The sequence below is a fragment of the Actinoplanes sp. NPDC049599 genome, from assembly GCF_044465625.1.
Lineage (GTDB): Bacteria > Actinomycetota > Actinomycetes > Mycobacteriales > Micromonosporaceae > Actinoplanes.
Genome location: NZ_JBITLX010000020.1, coordinates 26556 through 43660, shown reverse-complemented (window position 1 = coordinate 43660; position 17105 = coordinate 26556). Strand labels below are relative to the sequence as shown.

18 protein-coding genes are annotated in these 17105 nt (G+C 72.9%); 4 read left to right on the top strand and 14 right to left on the bottom strand.

From position 1 onward, the window contains the following. Positions 1-526: 526 nt before the first annotated feature. The 12 genes from ACIBQZ_RS29310 to ACIBQZ_RS29255 form a co-directional block, all read right to left on the bottom strand. Positions 527-1555 (bottom strand): AraC family transcriptional regulator, encoded by a 1029-nt coding sequence (locus tag ACIBQZ_RS29310; protein ID WP_396092036.1) that lies wholly within the window; start codon positions 1553-1555, stop codon positions 527-529. Between the two features lie 36 nt (positions 1556-1591). Beyond that, positions 1592-1921 (bottom strand): phospholipase, encoded by a 330-nt coding sequence (locus tag ACIBQZ_RS29305; protein WP_396092035.1) that lies wholly within the window; start codon positions 1919-1921, stop codon positions 1592-1594. Between the two features lie 8 nt (positions 1922-1929). Further along, positions 1930-3339 carry a DUF4331 domain-containing protein gene (locus ACIBQZ_RS29300; RefSeq protein WP_396092034.1) on the bottom strand — a complete coding sequence of 470 codons (1410 nt, stop codon included), beginning with the start codon at positions 3337-3339 and terminating at the stop codon, positions 1930-1932. A 48-nt stretch (positions 3340-3387) separates the two neighbouring features. Then, a complete protein-coding gene (locus ACIBQZ_RS29295) occupies positions 3388-3591 on the bottom strand; it encodes a hypothetical protein (RefSeq protein ID WP_396092033.1) in 204 nt (67 codons plus the stop codon). A gap of 337 nt (positions 3592-3928) precedes the next feature. Next, positions 3929-4975 carry a hypothetical protein gene (locus ACIBQZ_RS29290; protein WP_396092032.1) on the bottom strand — a complete coding sequence of 349 codons (1047 nt, stop codon included), beginning with the start codon at positions 4973-4975 and terminating at the stop codon, positions 3929-3931. Further along, positions 4972-5370, bottom strand: coding sequence for a DUF6232 family protein (locus ACIBQZ_RS29285; protein WP_396092031.1), 399 nt, complete (start codon positions 5368-5370; stop codon positions 4972-4974). Before ACIBQZ_RS29285 ends, ACIBQZ_RS29290 begins: the two co-directional genes overlap by 4 nt. A 43-nt stretch (positions 5371-5413) precedes the next feature. Then, positions 5414-6445, bottom strand: a complete 1032-nt coding sequence (locus ACIBQZ_RS29280; RefSeq protein ID WP_396092030.1) for an ABC transporter ATP-binding protein — start codon at positions 6443-6445, stop codon at positions 5414-5416. After that, the gene (locus tag ACIBQZ_RS29275) at positions 6442-7236 is read right to left on the bottom strand and encodes an ABC transporter permease (RefSeq protein WP_396092029.1); all 795 of its coding nucleotides are present in this window, start codon (positions 7234-7236) and stop codon (positions 6442-6444) included. Before ACIBQZ_RS29275 ends, ACIBQZ_RS29280 begins: the two co-directional genes overlap by 4 nt. After that, complete coding sequence (locus ACIBQZ_RS29270) at positions 7224-8144, bottom strand: ABC transporter permease (RefSeq protein ID WP_396092028.1); 921 nt, start codon at positions 8142-8144, stop codon at positions 7224-7226. Before ACIBQZ_RS29270 ends, ACIBQZ_RS29275 begins: the two co-directional genes overlap by 13 nt. A 2-nt stretch (positions 8145-8146) precedes the next feature. Beyond that, on the bottom strand, positions 8147-9274 hold the full coding sequence (locus tag ACIBQZ_RS29265) for an ABC transporter substrate-binding protein (protein ID WP_396092027.1): 1128 nt from the start codon (positions 9272-9274) through the stop codon (positions 8147-8149). A gap of 96 nt (positions 9275-9370) precedes the next feature. Continuing rightward, positions 9371-10471 carry a serine hydrolase domain-containing protein gene (locus tag ACIBQZ_RS29260; RefSeq protein WP_396092026.1) on the bottom strand — a complete coding sequence of 367 codons (1101 nt, stop codon included), beginning with the start codon at positions 10469-10471 and terminating at the stop codon, positions 9371-9373. A 110-nt stretch (positions 10472-10581) separates the two neighbouring features. Beyond that, positions 10582-11070, bottom strand: coding sequence for a MarR family winged helix-turn-helix transcriptional regulator (locus ACIBQZ_RS29255; RefSeq protein ID WP_396092025.1), 489 nt, complete (start codon positions 11068-11070; stop codon positions 10582-10584). Positions 11071-11143: 73 nt separating this feature from the next. On the opposite strand from ACIBQZ_RS29255, the gene ACIBQZ_RS29250 reads away from it, so the two are divergent. Both ACIBQZ_RS29250 and ACIBQZ_RS29245 read left to right on the top strand, forming a co-directional pair. After that, complete coding sequence (locus tag ACIBQZ_RS29250; protein ID WP_396092024.1) at positions 11144-13213, top strand: MMPL family transporter; 2070 nt, start codon at positions 11144-11146, stop codon at positions 13211-13213. Next, complete coding sequence (locus ACIBQZ_RS29245) at positions 13210-14052, top strand: polyprenyl synthetase family protein (protein ID WP_396092023.1); 843 nt, start codon at positions 13210-13212, stop codon at positions 14050-14052. The genes ACIBQZ_RS29250 and ACIBQZ_RS29245 overlap by 4 nt, the downstream gene beginning before the upstream one ends. On the opposite strand, the gene ACIBQZ_RS29240 is transcribed toward ACIBQZ_RS29245, so the two are convergent. Both ACIBQZ_RS29240 and ACIBQZ_RS29235 read right to left on the bottom strand, forming a co-directional pair. Continuing rightward, the gene (locus ACIBQZ_RS29240) at positions 14042-14728 is read right to left on the bottom strand and encodes an anti-sigma factor (protein ID WP_396092022.1); all 687 of its coding nucleotides are present in this window, start codon (positions 14726-14728) and stop codon (positions 14042-14044) included. The two genes, ACIBQZ_RS29245 and ACIBQZ_RS29240, sit on opposite strands and share 11 nt — an antisense overlap. Further along, positions 14682-15254: an RNA polymerase sigma factor gene (locus tag ACIBQZ_RS29235; RefSeq protein ID WP_396092021.1), complete on the bottom strand. Its 573-nt coding sequence runs from the start codon at positions 15252-15254 to the stop codon at positions 14682-14684. The genes ACIBQZ_RS29240 and ACIBQZ_RS29235 overlap by 47 nt, the downstream gene beginning before the upstream one ends. A gap of 146 nt (positions 15255-15400) precedes the next feature. Here ACIBQZ_RS29235 and ACIBQZ_RS29230 point away from each other — a divergent pair, with 146 nt between their 5' ends. Together ACIBQZ_RS29230 and ACIBQZ_RS29225 are read left to right on the top strand one after the other, a co-directional pair. Beyond that, the gene (locus ACIBQZ_RS29230) at positions 15401-16222 is read left to right on the top strand and encodes a DUF4397 domain-containing protein (RefSeq protein ID WP_396092020.1); all 822 of its coding nucleotides are present in this window, start codon (positions 15401-15403) and stop codon (positions 16220-16222) included. Then, positions 16219-16878: a class F sortase gene (locus ACIBQZ_RS29225; protein WP_396092019.1), complete on the top strand. Its 660-nt coding sequence runs from the start codon at positions 16219-16221 to the stop codon at positions 16876-16878. The genes ACIBQZ_RS29230 and ACIBQZ_RS29225 overlap by 4 nt, the downstream gene beginning before the upstream one ends. Positions 16879-17105: the final 227 nt, after the last annotated feature.

The following is a 17105-nucleotide window of genomic DNA, read 5'->3' as shown; positions in this document are numbered from 1 at the left end:
CGACCCTAGCGCCACCCTCCGACAACTTTGCGCCGCGCCGCCCACCCTGCGCCGCCCTACTTCGCGTCGCCCTACTTCGCGCCGCCCCGCCTCAACCCGGCCCCTCGCGGATCTTGTCGCGTTGGGGTGCGGAGCTGACCGCCACGCAACAAGGTCCACACCGAAGCGCCTTGCCATGGCGAATTCGCCTCCATCGACCCCTTTGTCGCGCGATGAGTGGATCTTGTCGAAGTGGAAGCGCACAGGAGGTGTGGGGGCGGGTTTCGCCGGGGCTCGAGCGCAACGCGATTCCGCAACGCGATTCCGGCGCTCGGGGCGAGCTCGGACAGGCGTGCCAGGTCCGCGCGGAGGTCACGGGTTGTGGCCAGGGTGAGCGCGGGGCCGCACGTCGCAGCCGGGCCGACGCGAGGCCATAGTTGCGGCCTGGCCAGCGCGGGGCGTGGTCGCAGCCCGGCCAGCGCAGGGCATCGTCGCAGCCGGGCCAGCGCAGGGCATCGTCGCAGCCACGCCAGCGCAGGGCTGGGGGTCAGGTGCGGTCGCGGAGGGTTTGGCTTGGGGTTACGCCGTAGCGGTCCCGGTAGGCTCCCGCGAAGCGGCCCAGGTGGGTGAAGCCCCAGCGGGTTGCCACCTCGCTCACGCTCACCACGCCCGGGCCCGCCCGGCTCAGTTCCGCGTGGACGCCCTCCAGGCGCAACCGGCGCAGGTACGTCTGCGGGGGCACCCCCACGTGCTGGCGGAAGGATTCCTGGAGGACCCGGATCCCCACCCCCGCGATTGCCGCCAGTTCGGCTGCGGTGAACGAGCGGCCCGGTTCCGTGTGCATCGCGTCCAGGGTGCGTTTCACCGTGCGGGGGCGGCGGGCCGTCGGGCGGCCCGCCTGGCCTGTGGAGAACGGGTGCTCGACCGCCTGGGCCAGGCCGCTGACCGCCAGTTCGCGCCAGCGGCGCAGCAGGGTCGGCAGCAGCGTCAGGCCGTCCGGCTGGCGGACCTCGCCGAGCAGCAGCCGGATCAGCCCGAGCCAGCTGCGGCCCGGGCCGCCCGCCAGGCCGAAGGTCGCGCCGAGCGGGAGCGGGGAGCCGACCTTGCGGTCCAGGGTCGCGTCCAGCTCGCGTTCCAGGGCCAGCCGTTCGATCTTCACGCTGATCAGCCGGCAGTCGGCCGACCAGCGCAGCGAGATGTCGCCGAGCGGGCGGAAGACCGCCGCCTGGCTCGGGTCCGCTGTGGTCGCCGCCGAGCGGTGCAGCACCTGGACCGCGCCGGTCAGCGGCGCCAGTACGTGGTACGCCGTTTCCAGGTCGCCGGTGGACAGGCACATCTCGGCGCCGTAGCTGATGTCGCCGATGGTGATCGGGCCGATCTGCGCCACGTCGCCGGAGAACGCGATCGGCTCGCCGCCGCCGGCCGCGGGCTTGATCTCCAGCGGGCCGTAGAACATCCGCCGGCAGAACGAGCCCGCCTCTTCCACGTCCGTCGTCCGGAGGCTGGCGCAGACCGCCACGTCGCCGTCCGGCGTGCCCGGGCCGGGTTCCGGACCGGGCGCCCCTGCCGTGTCCATCCGCTCACCCTAGACCGACAGGGGCGTCACCGCCGGTTACGCGATGGCGGGCACCGGCCAGTCGTACTCGGTGACCGCGCCGCTGCGGACGTCCACCTCGGCCAGCGGGGTCACCGGGTCGCGCCAGACCACGTAGCGGCCCTCAGCCAGATCGTCGATGACCACACTGAACAGCACGCCGTCGCGGACGTACCGGGCGCGGACCGCGGCGTGGGTCCGGGCCGACGCGTCGCCGACCGGGCTCACCTCGATCTCGTGGCCGTGCAGGCCGCCCGGGGTGTAGATGACCAGCGCGCCGATGCCGGCGCCGATGTTGAGCACCACGGTGCCCTGCCCGGACGGGTCGAGGGTGTGGTGGTGGTGCACGCCCGCGCTCACTTGTCCGCCGGCTCGGGGTTGTTGAAACCGTCGAACGGTACGCCCAGGTACGGGAACTTCTTCAGCAGCTTGGAGCTGGCGTCCTTGGCGGACAGTCCCTGCTCGACCAGCGCGGCTGCGGCGTCCGGCTCGAACTTCTCGTCGACCAGCGGCACTGTCACGCCCGCGATGGCCCGCAGCGAGATCGACACCACGTCGTCGGCGACCCGCCGGCCGTTCGGGAAGCCGGCCAGGTCGCCGCCGAGGATGCCGAACGCGTTCGGGTCCTCCTTGGTCGGCGGAATGGCGGTGTTCAGCCGCAGCATGTCGGCCTGGACCTCGCCGGTGTTGTTCTGGAAGTCGTCGATCAGGCCGTCCGGGATGCCGGTCAGCAGGATCGCCACCAGGTCGGCCCGGGCCTTCTTGGCCTTGTTCAGCTCGGCCAGGTTGTCGAACAGGCCCGGGTAGAGCACCGGCAGCAGCGCGCCCAGCTCCGGCTGCTCGACGAACTCGGCGAACCGCTTGTCCTCGCTCGGCGGCAGGCTGTTCCACAGGTCCTTCTGCGCCATCGGCACGATGACCTCGTTGAACAGCGGGTTGCCCAGCCGCGACACTTGGACCTGCGGGCCCACGTACACGTCGTCGTTGTCCTTCTTGCCGTGCCGGACCTGCACCTGGCGCCGGCTCGCGGAGGTCCAGACGCCGATGACGGCGCCCGGGTCGCGCCCGCGGACCTTCTTCTTGCCGTCCTTGCGCACGTAGTGCAGCGGCAGCTGGATGGCGATGCTGTGCACGTTCATCTTGTCGGTGGCGTTGACCGCCTTGCCGGCGTAGTTGAACAGCTTCTGCCCGACCAGGTGCTTGTCCTGGAACGGCCGCAGCGTGCCGAGGTCGAAGATCGCACCGAGGTCGACGAAGAACGGGTCGGCGCGCTGGCCGGCGAAGACCTTCTCGCCGGTCTTCAGCTTGTGCACCGCGTCCTCGGCGAGCTTGTCGTAGTCGGGGATCGACAGCGGGCCGACGTTGCACGGCGGGCACGGCAGCTTCTCGGCGAGCACGGTCTGCTTGCCGCTGGCGTCCACCCGGGTCACCGAGTAGAACTGCCGGCGGTTCCAGTTCTCGCTGTCCAGCGACTCGATCGGACCGGTGTTGTAGAGGAACGTCCGGTCGTTGCGCAGCTCGGTCCGGAAGCGGAACTGGTACGTCAGGTCCGGGCGCCCGTCGCCGTTGGAGTCCACGTGGATCTCGTAGAGCACGTCGTCGCCGAACTCGAAGAAGTTCGGGCCGCTGGCCGGGAGCTGCAGCGGCACGTAGTTGGCGATGAGCGTCACGGTGTCCGGGTGGTCCGGGCTCACGAACGCGTACAGGTCGGCGCTGTCGGCCACCGGGTCCTTGCTGATCTCCGGCGCTTCACGGTGCGATGACATGAGTCTTCTTCCTTACTCAGGAATCGGGGGGCTGGGTGAGGAAGCGATTCAGGCGCGCTTGACGGCCTTGAGGAGTTTCTCGGCGAGGTCCTTGTCGGTCAGGGTCACCTTGGAGCCGCCGGAGAACACGTCGAACGTGCCCTTCTTCGCGTCCCGCAGCGAGATCACCAGCGGCTCGCCGTCGGCCTTGCCGGGCTTCTCACCGGCGAGGCTCAGCCCGGCGACGCTGGCGCCGGCGGCACCGACACCCACGGTGGCGGCGATGGCAAGAACCCGACGACGCGACAGGCGGTTAACCGCCCGCGTGCCGTAGTGGACACGACTCATGCTCGGCCTTTCGTCAAACGCTCCGGCGGTCTCCCACCGGCGCGCGAATCGGGGTTATTGCCCGGGACAAACGTCGTCGACGTCCATCAGTACGAGGCGGCCACCGCAGGAGTTCAAAGCAATTTCCCAGCAAAGGTTTCCTTCAGGTTGCGGCCCGCCGGAACGCGAGGAATGCGCTGCTCAATGCCGGTGAGAAGCATTTTCCGGGGCCGCCGGAAATGGCGACGCACCGTTCCGTGCCGACTCCGCCGAGTGATCTTGGTCAGCCGACGACGGCGAGCAGGCGCTGCGCCGCCGGGGCCGGGGTCTCCGCCAGGGCCGCCACGATGTGAGTGGTGCCGTACGCCTTGGCGCCGTTGCGCCGGGCGACCCGGCCCGCCTCGGTCAGCAGGGCGATCGCCTCCCGGGTCCACACCGGATCCGCCGGCGTCCCCGCGCCGAACATCGGGCGGGCCGGGTCGCCGGACGGCGGGGCGGCCCGCTCCAGCACGATCGGCTCGGCGGCGCGCCGGGCGGCCTCCAGGGTCAGGCCGCGGGCCGCCAGCCGGGCGGCGCCGTCGTTGGTGCGCCAGTAGCGGCCGGTGAAGTGGCAGTCGGTCAGCCGCATCTGCTCGTCGAGGCCGAGGATCGCCAGCAGCACCGTGCTGCTCTGCACGACGTCGTGGCCGAGCCGGACGGCCTGCCGGCGCGCCTCCTGCTCCAGCATGACGAAGATCGGCCCGCCGGTGGCCGGCTCCCGGAAGCGGCCCAGCACCCGGCTCACCCAGGGTGTGGTGGCCGCCTCGCGGGTCTCGATCGCGCCGAGCGGCTCCGCGCCGGCGAAGTACGGCGCGTACGGCGTGGTGTCCGCCGCGAAGCCGCCGGCGTGCAGCCGCTGCCAGGCCGGCGCCGTGTCCGGGCCGTCCAGCAGGCCGAACAGCAGCTCCGGCATGCCCAGCCAGCGGCCCACCGCGACCGACTCCGCACGGTCCAGCGCGGCGCAGAACTCCTTGCCCCACACCGGATCCGGCATCACCAGCGGCTCCTCGCCCGCGCCGGCCGCCGCCCGCCAGCGTGCCTCGCGCAGCTCCGCCGCGTACCGGAAGGAGGGCTCGACCGGGGGCTCATCCGGCGGCCGGGGCAGCCGGAGGAACCGGTAGCGGGTCTCCGCCGCGCCGCGGCCCAGCACCGGCAGCGCCCAGACCGGGTCGGTGCGCGCGGCGGCCATCCGGGCGAGCGCCGTGGTGACGACCCCGTGGCCGTCCACCATGGCGTGGTACGCGATCACCCGCAGCACCTCGGCCGCGGTCTGCGTCAGCACGAGCGTCACTGGCGGGCATCCTCCATCGCACGCCGCAGGGCGCGGCTCACCTGGTGGAAGACCCGGGGATCCCCGGAGGTGTAGAGCGTCACCTCGTCGTCACCCCGGTACGCCGCCTTCAGCGCCCACAGCCGGGTGTGCGGCGGCCAGCCCGCGACCGCCAGGCCCACCACGAGCGCGCCGATCCCCACGTACCAGCGGGCCGGCAGCTCGAGCTGCACCCAGCCCGCGCCGGCGACGGCCAGCAGCACCGCCACGACCACCCGGCCGAGCCGGCTGTGCTCCTGGCGTTCCATGCTCACCCGGCGCAGCTCGGCCACCACGAAGGACCGGGTGGACCCGGCCTGCCAGATGAACAGCTCGTCGGTGACGGCCGCGTCGGGCCCGCGGTAGTAGGTGCGCACATGTCAGTAGAGCAAGGCACGCGGCGTGATCGCCATAAGCCGGTCAGTCCTGCAGCGACACCGGCACCGGGCGCAGCTCCACCCGGACCGGGGCGCCGACCGTCAGGTCGGCCAGCAGTTCCCCGCTGACCTGGGCGACCACGACGCTCTCCCCCACCTCGACGGTGACCCGGCTGGTCGGGCCGAGGAACGCCGTGGAGAGCACCCGGGCGGCGCCGTCCGGGTCCGGCACGATCCCGACCGATTCCGGGCGCACCAGCGCGGTCACCGCGGGCCCGCCGGTGGCCGGCTGGACCAGCGGCAGCCGGGTGCCGAGCACCGTGACCGTCGCGCCGTCGACGTGGCCGGGCAGCCGGTTGCTCAGCCCGACGAAGTCCGCGACGAACGCGCTGGCCGGGCGCAGGTACACCGCGGCCGGCGCGGCCAGCTGCTCCAGCCGGCCGTCCCGCATCACCCCGACCCGGTCGGCGACGGCGAGCGCCTCCTCCTGGTCGTGGGTGACGAACAGGGTGGTGGTGCCGACCTCGGTCTGGATCCGCCGGATCTCGTCGCGCAGCTGCACCCGGACCTTGGCGTCCAGCGCCGACAGCGGCTCGTCGAGCAGCAGCACCTGCGGCTCGATCGCCAGCGCCCGGGCCAGCGCCACCCGCTGCTGCTGGCCGCCGGAGAGCTGATGCGGGTAGCGGGCGGCGTGCTCGCTGATGCCGACCAGGTCCAGCATCGCCGCGGCCCGGTCGCCCCCGGCCCGCTTGCGCAGCTTGAGCCCGAACTGGACGTTCTCCAGCGCGGTCAGGTGCGGGAACAGGCTGTACGCCTGGAACACCATGCCCATGTCGCGGCGGTTCGCCGGCAGGCCGGTGATGTCCTTGCCGCCGACCAGGACCCGGCCGCTGTCGGCGTCCTCCAGCCCGGCGAGCACCCGCAGCGCCGTGGTCTTGCCGCAGCCGGACGGGCCGAGCAGGGCGACCAGTTCGCCGGGCTCGATGTGCAGGTCGAGGCCGTCCAGGGCGTGCACGGCGCCGAACGTGCGGCGCAGGTCGTTGAGGTGGACCGCGACGCCGTTCGTGCCGTTCATCGGGACGCCTTCCGTCGATCGCCGAACAGGGACAGGAGCAGCAGGAGCACGAACGCCAGGATCAGCGCGGCGAGCGAGACGGCCACCGACATGGTGGCGCTGCTCTTGCCGAGCAGGTTGATCGCGACCTGCAGGTTGGTGCGGTTCAGCAGCGAGGCGATGGTGAACTCGCCGAGCACCAGCGCGACGGTCAGGAACGCCGCGGACAGCACGGCCGAGCGGATGTTCGGCAGCACCACCCGGGCCATCACGGTGAACCAGCCCGCGCCGAGGCCGCGGGCGGCCTCGGCGAGCGTCTTCACGTCGATCGCGGAGAGCCCGGCGTCGATCGCCCGGTACGCGTACGGCAGCACCAGGATCGTGTACGCGAAGGTGAGCGTCAGCGACGAGCCGCCGAGGAAGTAGTTGACCCAGGCGTACACCGGGGCGAGCCCGACCACCAGCACGATCGCCGGGATGGTCAGCGGCAGCAGGCAGATGAACTCGACCAGCGGCCGCAGCCCGGGCAGCCGCAGCCGCACCCAGATCGCGGTCGGCACCAGCAGCGCCAGCATCAGCAGGGCGGTCAGCAGCGCCTGGCCGAGCGACGCGATGATCCCGTCGGCCAGGTCGGGGTAGGTCTCGCTGAGCTCCGGCCAGTTCACCAGCAGCGACCAGGTGCCGCTGTCGCCGCGGGTGGTGAACTCCACCATCGCGGCGAGCGGCAGCAGGAAGAACACGCCCATGACGGCCAGCACGCTCCAGCGGAACACCGACTGCCGGCGGGCCCGGCGCGCCCTCAGCCCAGCCATCGGGCGGTCCGCTTCTGCAGCAGGGCGTACAGGGTCATCACCACGGCGACCACCACGACCATGCCGAGCGCCATCGCCTTGCCCAGGTTCTGCTGGCCCAGCACCACCTCGCTGGTCAGCGCGGTGCGGATCTGCAGCGGCACGATCGGGTTGCCCTGGCTGACCAGCGCGGCCGCGGTCGCGTACGCGGAGAACGCGTTGGCGAACAGCAGCAGCGTGGAACCCAGGAAAGCGGGCGCGAGCAGCGGCCCCGCCACCCTGGTCCAGTACTGCCAGGTGGAGCCGCCCAGGCTCTCGGTGGCCTCGCGCCACTGCGGCCGGATGCCGTCCAGGGCGGGCAGGAACACGATCACCATGAGCGGGATCTGGAAGTAGGTGTAGACCAGCGCCAGACCCGGCAGCTCGAAGAGCCAGACGCCGCCGGAGTAGATGTCCACCCCGAGCCGGTCGCGCAGGAACACCGTGACGAAGCCGGACAGGCCGATGGTGGCGATGAACGCGAACGCCAGCGTGACACCGCCGAACTGGGCCAGCACGCCGGAGGCCGCGGTCACCACCCGGCGCAGCAGCCCGCCGGGCTTGGCGGTGGCCAGCGCGTATGCCAGCACCGCGCCGAGCACCGCGCCGATGAGCGCCGTCACCGCGGAGAGCAGGATGCTGCGCCCGAACGCGTCCAGCACGTACGAGTCGCCGAGCGCGGTCACGTTCGCCGTCGTGAAACCGCCGTCGCCGGCGAACGCGCCGATGGCCACCACCAGCGTGGGGATGACCAGGAACACCACGACGTACGCGAAGAACGGCAGCGTGCCGAGCAGGCTGCGGACGTCGTGCAGCCGCAGCCCCCGGCGGGGGGCCCGGACCTGTGGCACGGGTGCCAGCAGGCCCGGGTCGTCCGTGACGGTGGCCATGCTCAGCCGATGGCCTTGGCCCAGTTGGCCGCCAGGTACTCCTTGGCCTTGGTGGTCTGCGCCTCGGTCTGGAAGACAGGGGTGCCCTCGGCCTTGGGCAGGGCCGCGAACGCGGTGGCGTCGATGGTGCCCGCCTTGGCCATGGCGTCGGCGCGCACCGGGCGGGCGCCGCCCTTGAGCCACAGGTTCTGGCCCTCGTCGGAGTAGAGGAACTCCTGCCAGAGCCGCGCCGCCGCCGGGTGCGGGGCGTCCTTGCTGATCGCCTGCACGTAGTACGAGCCGAGCACGGCGTTCGCCGGCACGACGGTCTTCCACTCGGTCTTGCCGGTGAGCTTGGCGCCCTGCGAGACGTTGAGGTAGTCCCAGTCGATGACCACCGGGGTCTGGCCGGACTCGATGGTGGCCGGGGTCGGGTCGACCGGCAGGAAGTTGCCCGCCTTCTTGAGCTTGCCGAAGAACTCCACGCCGGGGGCGATGTCGTCGGCGGAGCCGCCGTTGCCGAGCGCGGCCATCACCACGCCGGCGAACGCGGCGCCGGCCTGGGTCGGGTCGCCGTTGAGCGCGACCTTGCCCTTGTACTCGGGCTTGAGCAGGTCGGCGACGCTCGCCGGGGCGGGCACCTTCTTGCTGTCGTAGCCGATCGACATGTAGCCGCCGTAGTCGTTGGTCCAGGTGCCGTTGGCGTCCTTGAGCGCGTCCGGGATCTCGGCCCAGGTCGCCACCTTGTACGGGGCGAACCTGGCCACGTTCGCGGTCGCGACGGCGCTGCCGAGGTCGAACACGTCCGGCGCCTTGTCCTGGCCCTTGAGCTGGTCCGCGGCGTTGATCTCGTCCTGGCTGGAGGCGTCCGGCTGGGCCGAGTTGACCTTGATGCCGTACTTGTCGCCGAAGGTCTTGATGATCTCGCCGTAGTTGGCCCAGTCCGGGGGCAGCGCGATGACGTTCAGCTGGCCCTCCTTCTTGGCGGCCGCGACGAGCGCGTCCATGCCACCGAGGTCGGCGGCGCTGGCGGCGGTGGCCGCACCGGTGCCGCTGGACGCGCTCTCCTTCTCGGGCGGCGAGCAGGCCGTGAGGCCGGCGAAAGTCGTGACCGCCAGCAGTGCCGCGGCGGTACGGGCAAGGGTCCGCACTGGGTTCCTCCATCTCATCGGCGTCCGCCGGTGGGCGGCGCCGCTGCGTGGATCATGAAAGTACCGGATATCCGGCGGGCGTGCGGCAGACCACGATCAGGCGTCGGCGGCCTGAATGACAGCCGCCACGAACTGATCGTTCTCCACCGCGCCGCCGCCGTGGGGCTGGGCGAGGCGGTCCCGGGCGTAGCCGTACGCGATGCCGCTGCGCGGAGCCGCGAAGCCGAGCGAGCCGGCCGCGCCGAAGTGACCGAACGCGGCCGGGCCGAGGAACGGATAGGGAGTCGTCATGGCCTCGAAACCGAGGCCGAACTGGTCACCGGAACTGCCGGACAACAGGTCCGGGGCGGGGCCGCCGGCAGTGCCGAATTCGACGGTCGTCGCCGGGCGCAGCAGCGGTTCCCTGCCGTTGAGGCCCGACAGAGCCGCAGCATACAACCGCGCGATGCCACGCGCGTTGCCGACACCGCCGACCGACGCCTGGCCCAGGGCACGGACCGTGCGGCTGTTGGCGAAAACGGTCAGGTCGGTCGGCGGGTCGGCGTGCAGGTTGAGCGCGATGCCGGTCAGGCCGGCCGGGTCGGGGCCCGGCTCGTTGCCGACCGGCGGGCGCAGCAGGCGGAACCGCGGCTCCAGCTCCGCGGGCAGCCCCAGGTACAGGTCGATGTCGTACGGCGCCCGCACCCGCTGCTCGTAGGTCTGCTGCAGGGACCGCCCGGTCACCCGGCGGACGATCTCGCCGACCAGCGCGCCGATCACCAGCGCGTGGTAACCGTAGCCGGAGCCGCGCGGCCAGAACGGCCGCTGCTTGGCCAGCCGCTCGGCGATGATCCGGTCGTCGGCCAGCTCGCCCGGGCCGAACCCGCCGTCCACCCCGATCAGCCCGGCCCGGTGCCCGAGCAGCTCGCGCACGGTCACGTCGGGGGTGAACTGCGGCCAGTAGTGCCGCACCGAGCGGTTCAGGTCGATGACGCCGTCCTGCACCAGCAGCGCGACGACCAGGAAGGCCGCGCCCTTGGTCACCGACAGCAGCCCGGTCAGCTCCCGCGGGTCGACGGTCCAGAGGTCGACCACCGGCCGGCCGTGCCGGAGCACCGCCAGCTGCGCGCCGAGGTCACCGAGCCGGGCCAGCTCCGCGGCGAAGACCTCGCGGACCTTCTCGTATCCGGGGGCGACCGTGCCGTGCACCATTGCCATCGGGGTCTCCTTCCCGCCGCTCCCATCGTGACGCAGACCCGGTGCGGAAGTCTCCCCCTGTCACGCGGCGCGCCGGGCGGCACGGCACCACATCGGACGGTGCGGCCGGGTCAGTCGCCGGCGCGGACCTCGGTGCGGTGCTCCGCCAGGGCCTCGTTCATGCCCCGCAGGAAGCGGCCGACCAGGGCCAGGTCCTCGTCGGTGAAGTCCGCCATCACCTTGTCGGTGCGCTTGCCCAGCGGGCCGAAGAACTCCATGGCCAGCTTCATGCCGGGCTCGCCGTACCGCAGGTGGACCACCCGGCGGTCGGTGCTCTCCCGGGTGCGGCGCAGGTGGCCGGCGCGTTCCAGCCGGTCGATCGCCGCGGTGGTCGCGCCCGAGGAGAGCCCGATCGCCTCGCCCAGCCGGCCCGGGGTGAGCGGGGCGCCCCGGCCCTCGGCGTGCATCACCGCGATCAGCGCCTGCAGGTCGGTCGGGTGCAGCCCGTGCCGCTGGGCGAACGCGTGCCCCACGTGCTGCGCCTCGACGCTGTACGAGCGCATCAGGTTGACGATCTCCTCACGGAGCCTGTCCCGCTCCGACTTCCGCGCCCGATACACGCGTTCAGTGTTGCAGATGACACCACATTCGTGGAGACTCTCGATGGTCGAGATTCTTTTCCGTGGAGGAATGATGGTGCTTCGGACACTCACCGGACGGCTCACCGCCTGGCTGGTGCTAGCCGTCGCCCTGCTGGTCGGGGGCTCGGTCATCGCCGGTGCGGGCGAGACCCGGACCACCAACGACCCCACCGCGGCGCTGCCGGCGGCTGCCGAGTCGACCAAGGTCGCCGCCCTGCAACGGCAGCTGCCGTCGGGGCAGGAGAACCCCGCCCTGGTGGTCTACAGCCGCGGCGGGCAGGCGCTCACCGACGCCGACCTGGCGAAGATCGCCGCGGACGGCAAGGCGTTCGGCACCCGGGCGCCGGCGATTCTCTCCGACAAGCGCGACGCGGCGCTGCTAGCCGTGCCGCTGCCGGCCGACCTGTCCAGCGACGACATCATCGCCAAGGTCGCCGGCCTGCGGGAGACCGCCCGCGCCGGGCTGCCGGACGGGCTGACCTCGCAGGTGACCGGCGGGGCCGGGTTCGCCGCCGACATCGCCGACAGCTTCACCGGCGCCAACACCAACCTGCTGCTCGTCACGGTGGTCGTGGTGGCGCTGCTGCTGCTGATCACGTACCGCAGCCCGGTGCTGTGGCTGGTGCCGCTGGCCGTCGTCGGCATCGCCGACCGGGTCGCCGGCGGCCTGGTCGCCGTGGTCTCCCGGCACACCGACCTGACCATCGGCCCGTCCACCGTCGGCATCGTCACGGTGCTGGTCTTCGGCGCGGGCACCGACTACGCCCTGCTGCTCATCTCGCGGTACCGCGAGGAGCTGCACCAGCACGCCGACCGCCGCGAGGCCATGCGCCGGGCGCTGCGCGGGGCCGGCCCGGCCGTCGCCGCCAGCGCCGTCACCGTCGTGCTGAGCCTGCTCACGCTGGCGCTGGCCAGCCTCAGCGACACCGTGGCGCTGGGGGTGACCTCGGCGCTGGGCATCGCCGTCGCCGCCCTGTTCGCTCTGATCGCGCTGCCGGCCGCGCTGGTGGTCTGCGGCCGCGGGCTGTTCTGGCCGTTCATCCCGCGCGTCGGCGAGGGCGGCGCCGAACAGGAACGCGGCATCTGGGCCCGGGTCGGCCGCGGCGTCGCCCGCCGGCCCGGCCTGGTCACGATCGTCTCGCTGCTGGTCCTCGGCGTGCTGTCCACCGGCCTGATCGGCACCCGGCTCGGGCTCTCGCAGACCGAGCAGTTCCGGGTCGAGGCGGAGTCCGTCGACGGCCTGACCACGCTGAGCCGCTACTTCCCCGCCGGGGCCGCCGACCCCACCGTGGTGATCACCTCCCCGGAGCGGCAGGCCGCGGACCTGGCCGCCGTCCAGGCCACCCCCGGCGTGGCGCAGGCCCGCGTCGACGAGCAGGCCGGCCGGATCGTCAGCATCAGCGCGGTGCTGACCGCGGCGCCGGACACCCCGGAGAGCTACACCGCGATCCGCGCGCTGCGCGCCGCGGTCGGCGACGACGTCCTGGTCGGCGGCAGCGTGGCGATCGGGATGGACACCAAGGACGCGGCCCGGCGGGACCTGCGGGTCATCGTCCCGGTGATCCTGCTGGTCGTGCTGCTGGTCCTGGGCGTGCTGCTGCGCGCGGTCGTCGCCGCGGTGCTGCTGATCGGCACGGTCATCGCCAGCTTCGTGGCCGCCCTGGGCGCCGGCTCCTGGCTGTTCCGCGAGGTGCTGGGCTATCCCGGCCTGGACAACCAGGTCCCGCTGTACGCGTTCCTGTTCCTGGTCGCGCTGGGTGTGGACTACAACATCTTCCTGGTCACCCGGGCCCGCGAGGAGGCCGCCACCCGGGGCACCCGGGCCGGCATGATCCACGCGCTGGCCGCGACCGGCGCGGTGATCACCAGCGCCGGCGTCCTGCTGGCCGCGGTCTTCGCCGTGCTCGGGGTGCTGCCGATCATCACGCTCACCCAGATCGGCGTCATCGTCGGGCTCGGGGTGCTGCTGGACACGCTGCTCGTGCGTACCGTCCTGGTGCCCGCGCTGGCGACGCTGCTGGACGACCGGTTCTGGTGGCCGGCGGATCCCGCCGCCGCGCACCGGGCGGGCCGGGTGGGCCGGGTGGGCCGGGTGGAGCCGCCGGCGGCGGTGGCCGGGTGACGGATGACGGCCTCGCCGTCACCGAGGCGATACTGACCGAGGCACTCGACAGCGTGCCGGAGTCGCTGCGGGAACCGTGCCGGCGGATCGTGGCCGCCGAGCACCAGCGGCTGCGGGCCGGGCTCGTGCTGGCGGTCGCCGGCCGCGCCTGGCCCGGCACGTCCCGGCGCACCGCCCGCGCGGCGGCCGCGGTCGAGCTGCTGCACCTCGGCACGGCCGTGCACGACGACGCCCGGCTGCTGCAGGGCGTGCCCAGCATCGACGCCAAGGAGGGCGCGGCCGTCGCGCTGCTCGCCGGCAACGTGCTGACCGGGCTGGCGTTCCGGCTGGCCGCGGCCGCCGGGGCCGGCGACCTGCTCGGCGAGGCCGTGGTCGGCCTCAACGCCGGGCGGGCCCTGGCGGCCGACCACCAGCTGCCCTCCGCCGACCTCGCGCTCGGCATCGCCGAACTGCGCACCGGCACGCTGTTCGGCGCGGCCGCCCGGCTCGGCGCGATCGTCACCGGTACGCCGGAGGACGGCTTGGCCGAGTGCGGGCTGGCCTTCGGCACCGCGGTGCAGCTGCTGGACGACGTGCTCGACCTGCCGGACGACTTCGCGGCCGGCCGGGCCACCCTGCCCGTGGTGCACACGCTGGCCGCGCGTCCGGACCTGCGCCGGCTCCAGGACCCCGAGCTCGACCCGTTGTGCGCCGGCGTGCCGGCGACCCTGCGCACAGTCGGCGAGCTGGTCGACCGGGCCGCCGCCGCCCGGCCGGAGCTCGGGGACCTGATACGGCAGTACCGGGACGCCCAGCTCGCGCTGATCGCGTCCCGGTACCGCGCCGTGCTCAGCTCGTGAGCGTGCCCCGCAGCAGGCTCTTGCCGGAGTGCGCGGCGTCGCCGTCGTTCGGCTCGGCCGACACGTCGACCAGCCGGTAGCGGTTGAGATCCGCGTTCGGCGGCAGCGGGAACACCACGTCGACGGCGTCCTTCGGCAGGCTGCCCATCGCCATCATCTTGGTGGTGTCGTCCGGGTCGATCAGCCACACCTCGTAGAAGCCGGTGGTCAGCGGCAGATTGCGCACGTCGAGGCGCAACCGGTTGCCACCGAGGACCTCGGCCGCGCCCTCCGCCGCCGCCGGCGCCCCGCCCAGCCGGGACAGGCTGGCCCGGGCGGTCACCGGTGTCGGTTCGGTGCGCTCGGTGAGCTGCTGCACGGTGACCGTGCCGGCGATTGCCAGCACCGCGGCAGCCGCCGCGGCCAGCACGGGCAGCGCCCAGCGCCGCTGCCGCCGTTGCGGCAACCGGCGCACCGGTGCCGTGGTCGCGGCCTCGATGCCGGCCCAGACGCGTTCGGGCGGCGGCGGCAGCGCCCGCAGGCCCTGCGTCTCCGCGCCCAGCTCGGCGACGTGCCGGAGCTCGTCGATCTCCGCGCTGCACCCGGGGCACTCGGCCAGGTGGACGGACTCGTCGGTGTCGGCGGCCTCCTCAGAGAGCGCGAGAAGGACCAGCCGATCGGGATCCAGATGCTGCACCGTCCACCTCCCACCGTCGTCGTAGATTCGCCATGCCGCGCCGGATGTGACTCTTCACCGTGCCCAGCGGCAGCCCGGTCAGCGCCGCTATCTGGGGATGGGTCAGGTCGTCGTAGAAGGCCAGCTCCAGGCTGCGGCGCTGCTCCGCGGGCAGCTGGGCCAGCTCGTCGGCGACGACCAGGCGGTCCAGCACGCGTTCCGGGCTCTCCTCGTCGGCCATGGGCTGGGCCCGTACCGTCGTGGCCACCCGCTCCTCGCGGGCCGCCGAACGCAGCCGGTCGACCGCCTTGCGCCGCGCGATGCCGAGCAACCAGCCGAGCATGCCGCCCCGCTCCGGGTCGAACGTACCCCGGCCCTGCCAGGCCGCCACGAAGGTCGTCTGGGTCACGTCCTCCGCGTCGGCCCGGTTGCCCAGCAGGCGTACGCCGAGATAGAGCACCGCGCCGCCGTATCTGTCGTACGCCAGGCGCAGCGCATGCTCGTCGCCCGCCCGGAAGCGTTCGGCGAGTTCGTCGTCGGGTTTCATCGGCCCCCTTTCCACCTGCTCATTCGCTCCCCGGCCGGGCCGTGGATGCAGCGAAATCAATTTTTTCGCGGTGCATCCGGCCGCGCCGGAGCGAACGAAACCACCGGGTGTCCGACCCCGGACCCGAAACCCCGAGGAGAACTTCGATGCGCTTGTCGCCCCTGCGCCGCGCCGCCGCTGTCGGTACGGCCGCCCTGGTCACCTTCGGCGGCCTCGCCGCCCTGACCGCCACCCCGGCGTTCGCCGCCACCTCCCAGGTCTCCGTCGTGCACGGCATTCCCGGGCAGAACGTCGACGTCTACGTCAACGGCGAGAAGACCCTGCCGGACTTCGCGCCCGGCAAGGTCGCGGGCCCGCTGTCGCTGGAGGAGGGCAGCTACGACATCGCGCTGACCAAGCCCGGTGACGATATCAGCAAGGCCCTGCTCACGGTCGACGATGCCGAGATCCCGGGCGGCGCGAACATCAGCCTCGTCGCGCACCTGAGCGAGGCCGGCGAGCCCGCGCTCACCCCGTTCGTCAACGACGTCAAGAAGGTCGCCGCGGGCCAGGCCCGGATCATCGTGCGGCACACCGCGGCGGCGCCGGCCGTCGACGTGCGCGCGGGCGGCAAGCCGGTCTTCGAGAACCTGACCAACCCGAACGAGGCCAAGGCCGACCTGCCCGCCGGCAGCGTCGAGGCCGACGTGGTGCTGGCCGGCACCGACACCGTGGCGATCGGCCCGGCGGACCTCGACCTGAAGGAGGGCACCGCGACGATCGTCTACGCCATCGGCTCGGCCGAGGACAAGACCCTCGACCTGGTCACCCAGTCGATCACCGGGCTGCACTCCGCGCCGGGCGGCGTGCCGAGCGGCACCGGCGGCGCGGCCGGCACCGGCCTGGGCCTCACCTGGTACGCGGTCGCCGCGGCCGGCCTGCTGATGCTGGCCCTCGGCGCACGCCGGCTGGTGCCGGGCCGCCGATGAGCCCGGGCTCACGCGGGCGCGCCCCGCTCCTCATCGTCGCCGGCCTGGTGCTGGTGACGGTGGTGGGCGTGGCCGCCTTCCTCGCCCGGCCGGCGCCGACCGTGGGCGCCGCGGCGGTCACCGCCCTGGCGTCGGCCGCACCGGCGCCGTCCACGCCCGCTTCCACCACCGCTTCCTCCGCCGAGGCGACCGCCCCGGCGGAGGAGGCGGCGCCGGCCCGGCTGCGGATCCCCGCGCTGAAGCTGGACGCCACGGTCGCGGCGGTGGGGGTGGACGCGGAGACCGGCGAGTTCGACGTGCCGCCCAGCGTCGACCGGGTCGGCTGGTACCGGTTCGGGCCCGGGATGACCGCGACGGCGGGCTCGATCGTGGTCGCGGGCCACGTCGACAGCGCGGACCAGGGCGAGGGTGCGTTCTTCCGGCTCAGCAGCCTGGAGCCGGGCGACACCGTGAGCCTGGCCGGGACCGGCGGCGCGGACCGCGAGTTCACCGTGGTCGCCCGGGAGCGGTACCGCAAGACGCGCATTCCGCTGGACAGGTATTTCGCCCGGGACGGGGCACCGCGATTGACGCTGATCACCTGCGGCGGACCGTTCGATGCCAAGACCCGCCATTATCGCGACAACATTGTCGTCACCGCCGAACCGGCGTCCTGACACGTGGTCTGCCCGCCCGGGTGATCCTCGGGCGGGCTTTCCCTGGGTACGCTCGGCACGCGTCCCCCAGCCCGGCCACCTCCACCGTTCGGAGGAGGCCGGACATCGGCCGAACGACCGATGCCAGGAGTTCACCGCGGGACCCATATTTTTGCATTAATTCCACCGTAAGAATGCCTCAAGTTTCGCTGGGAAATTGGTGTCAGCAGCGGCCGGCTCCTAACGTC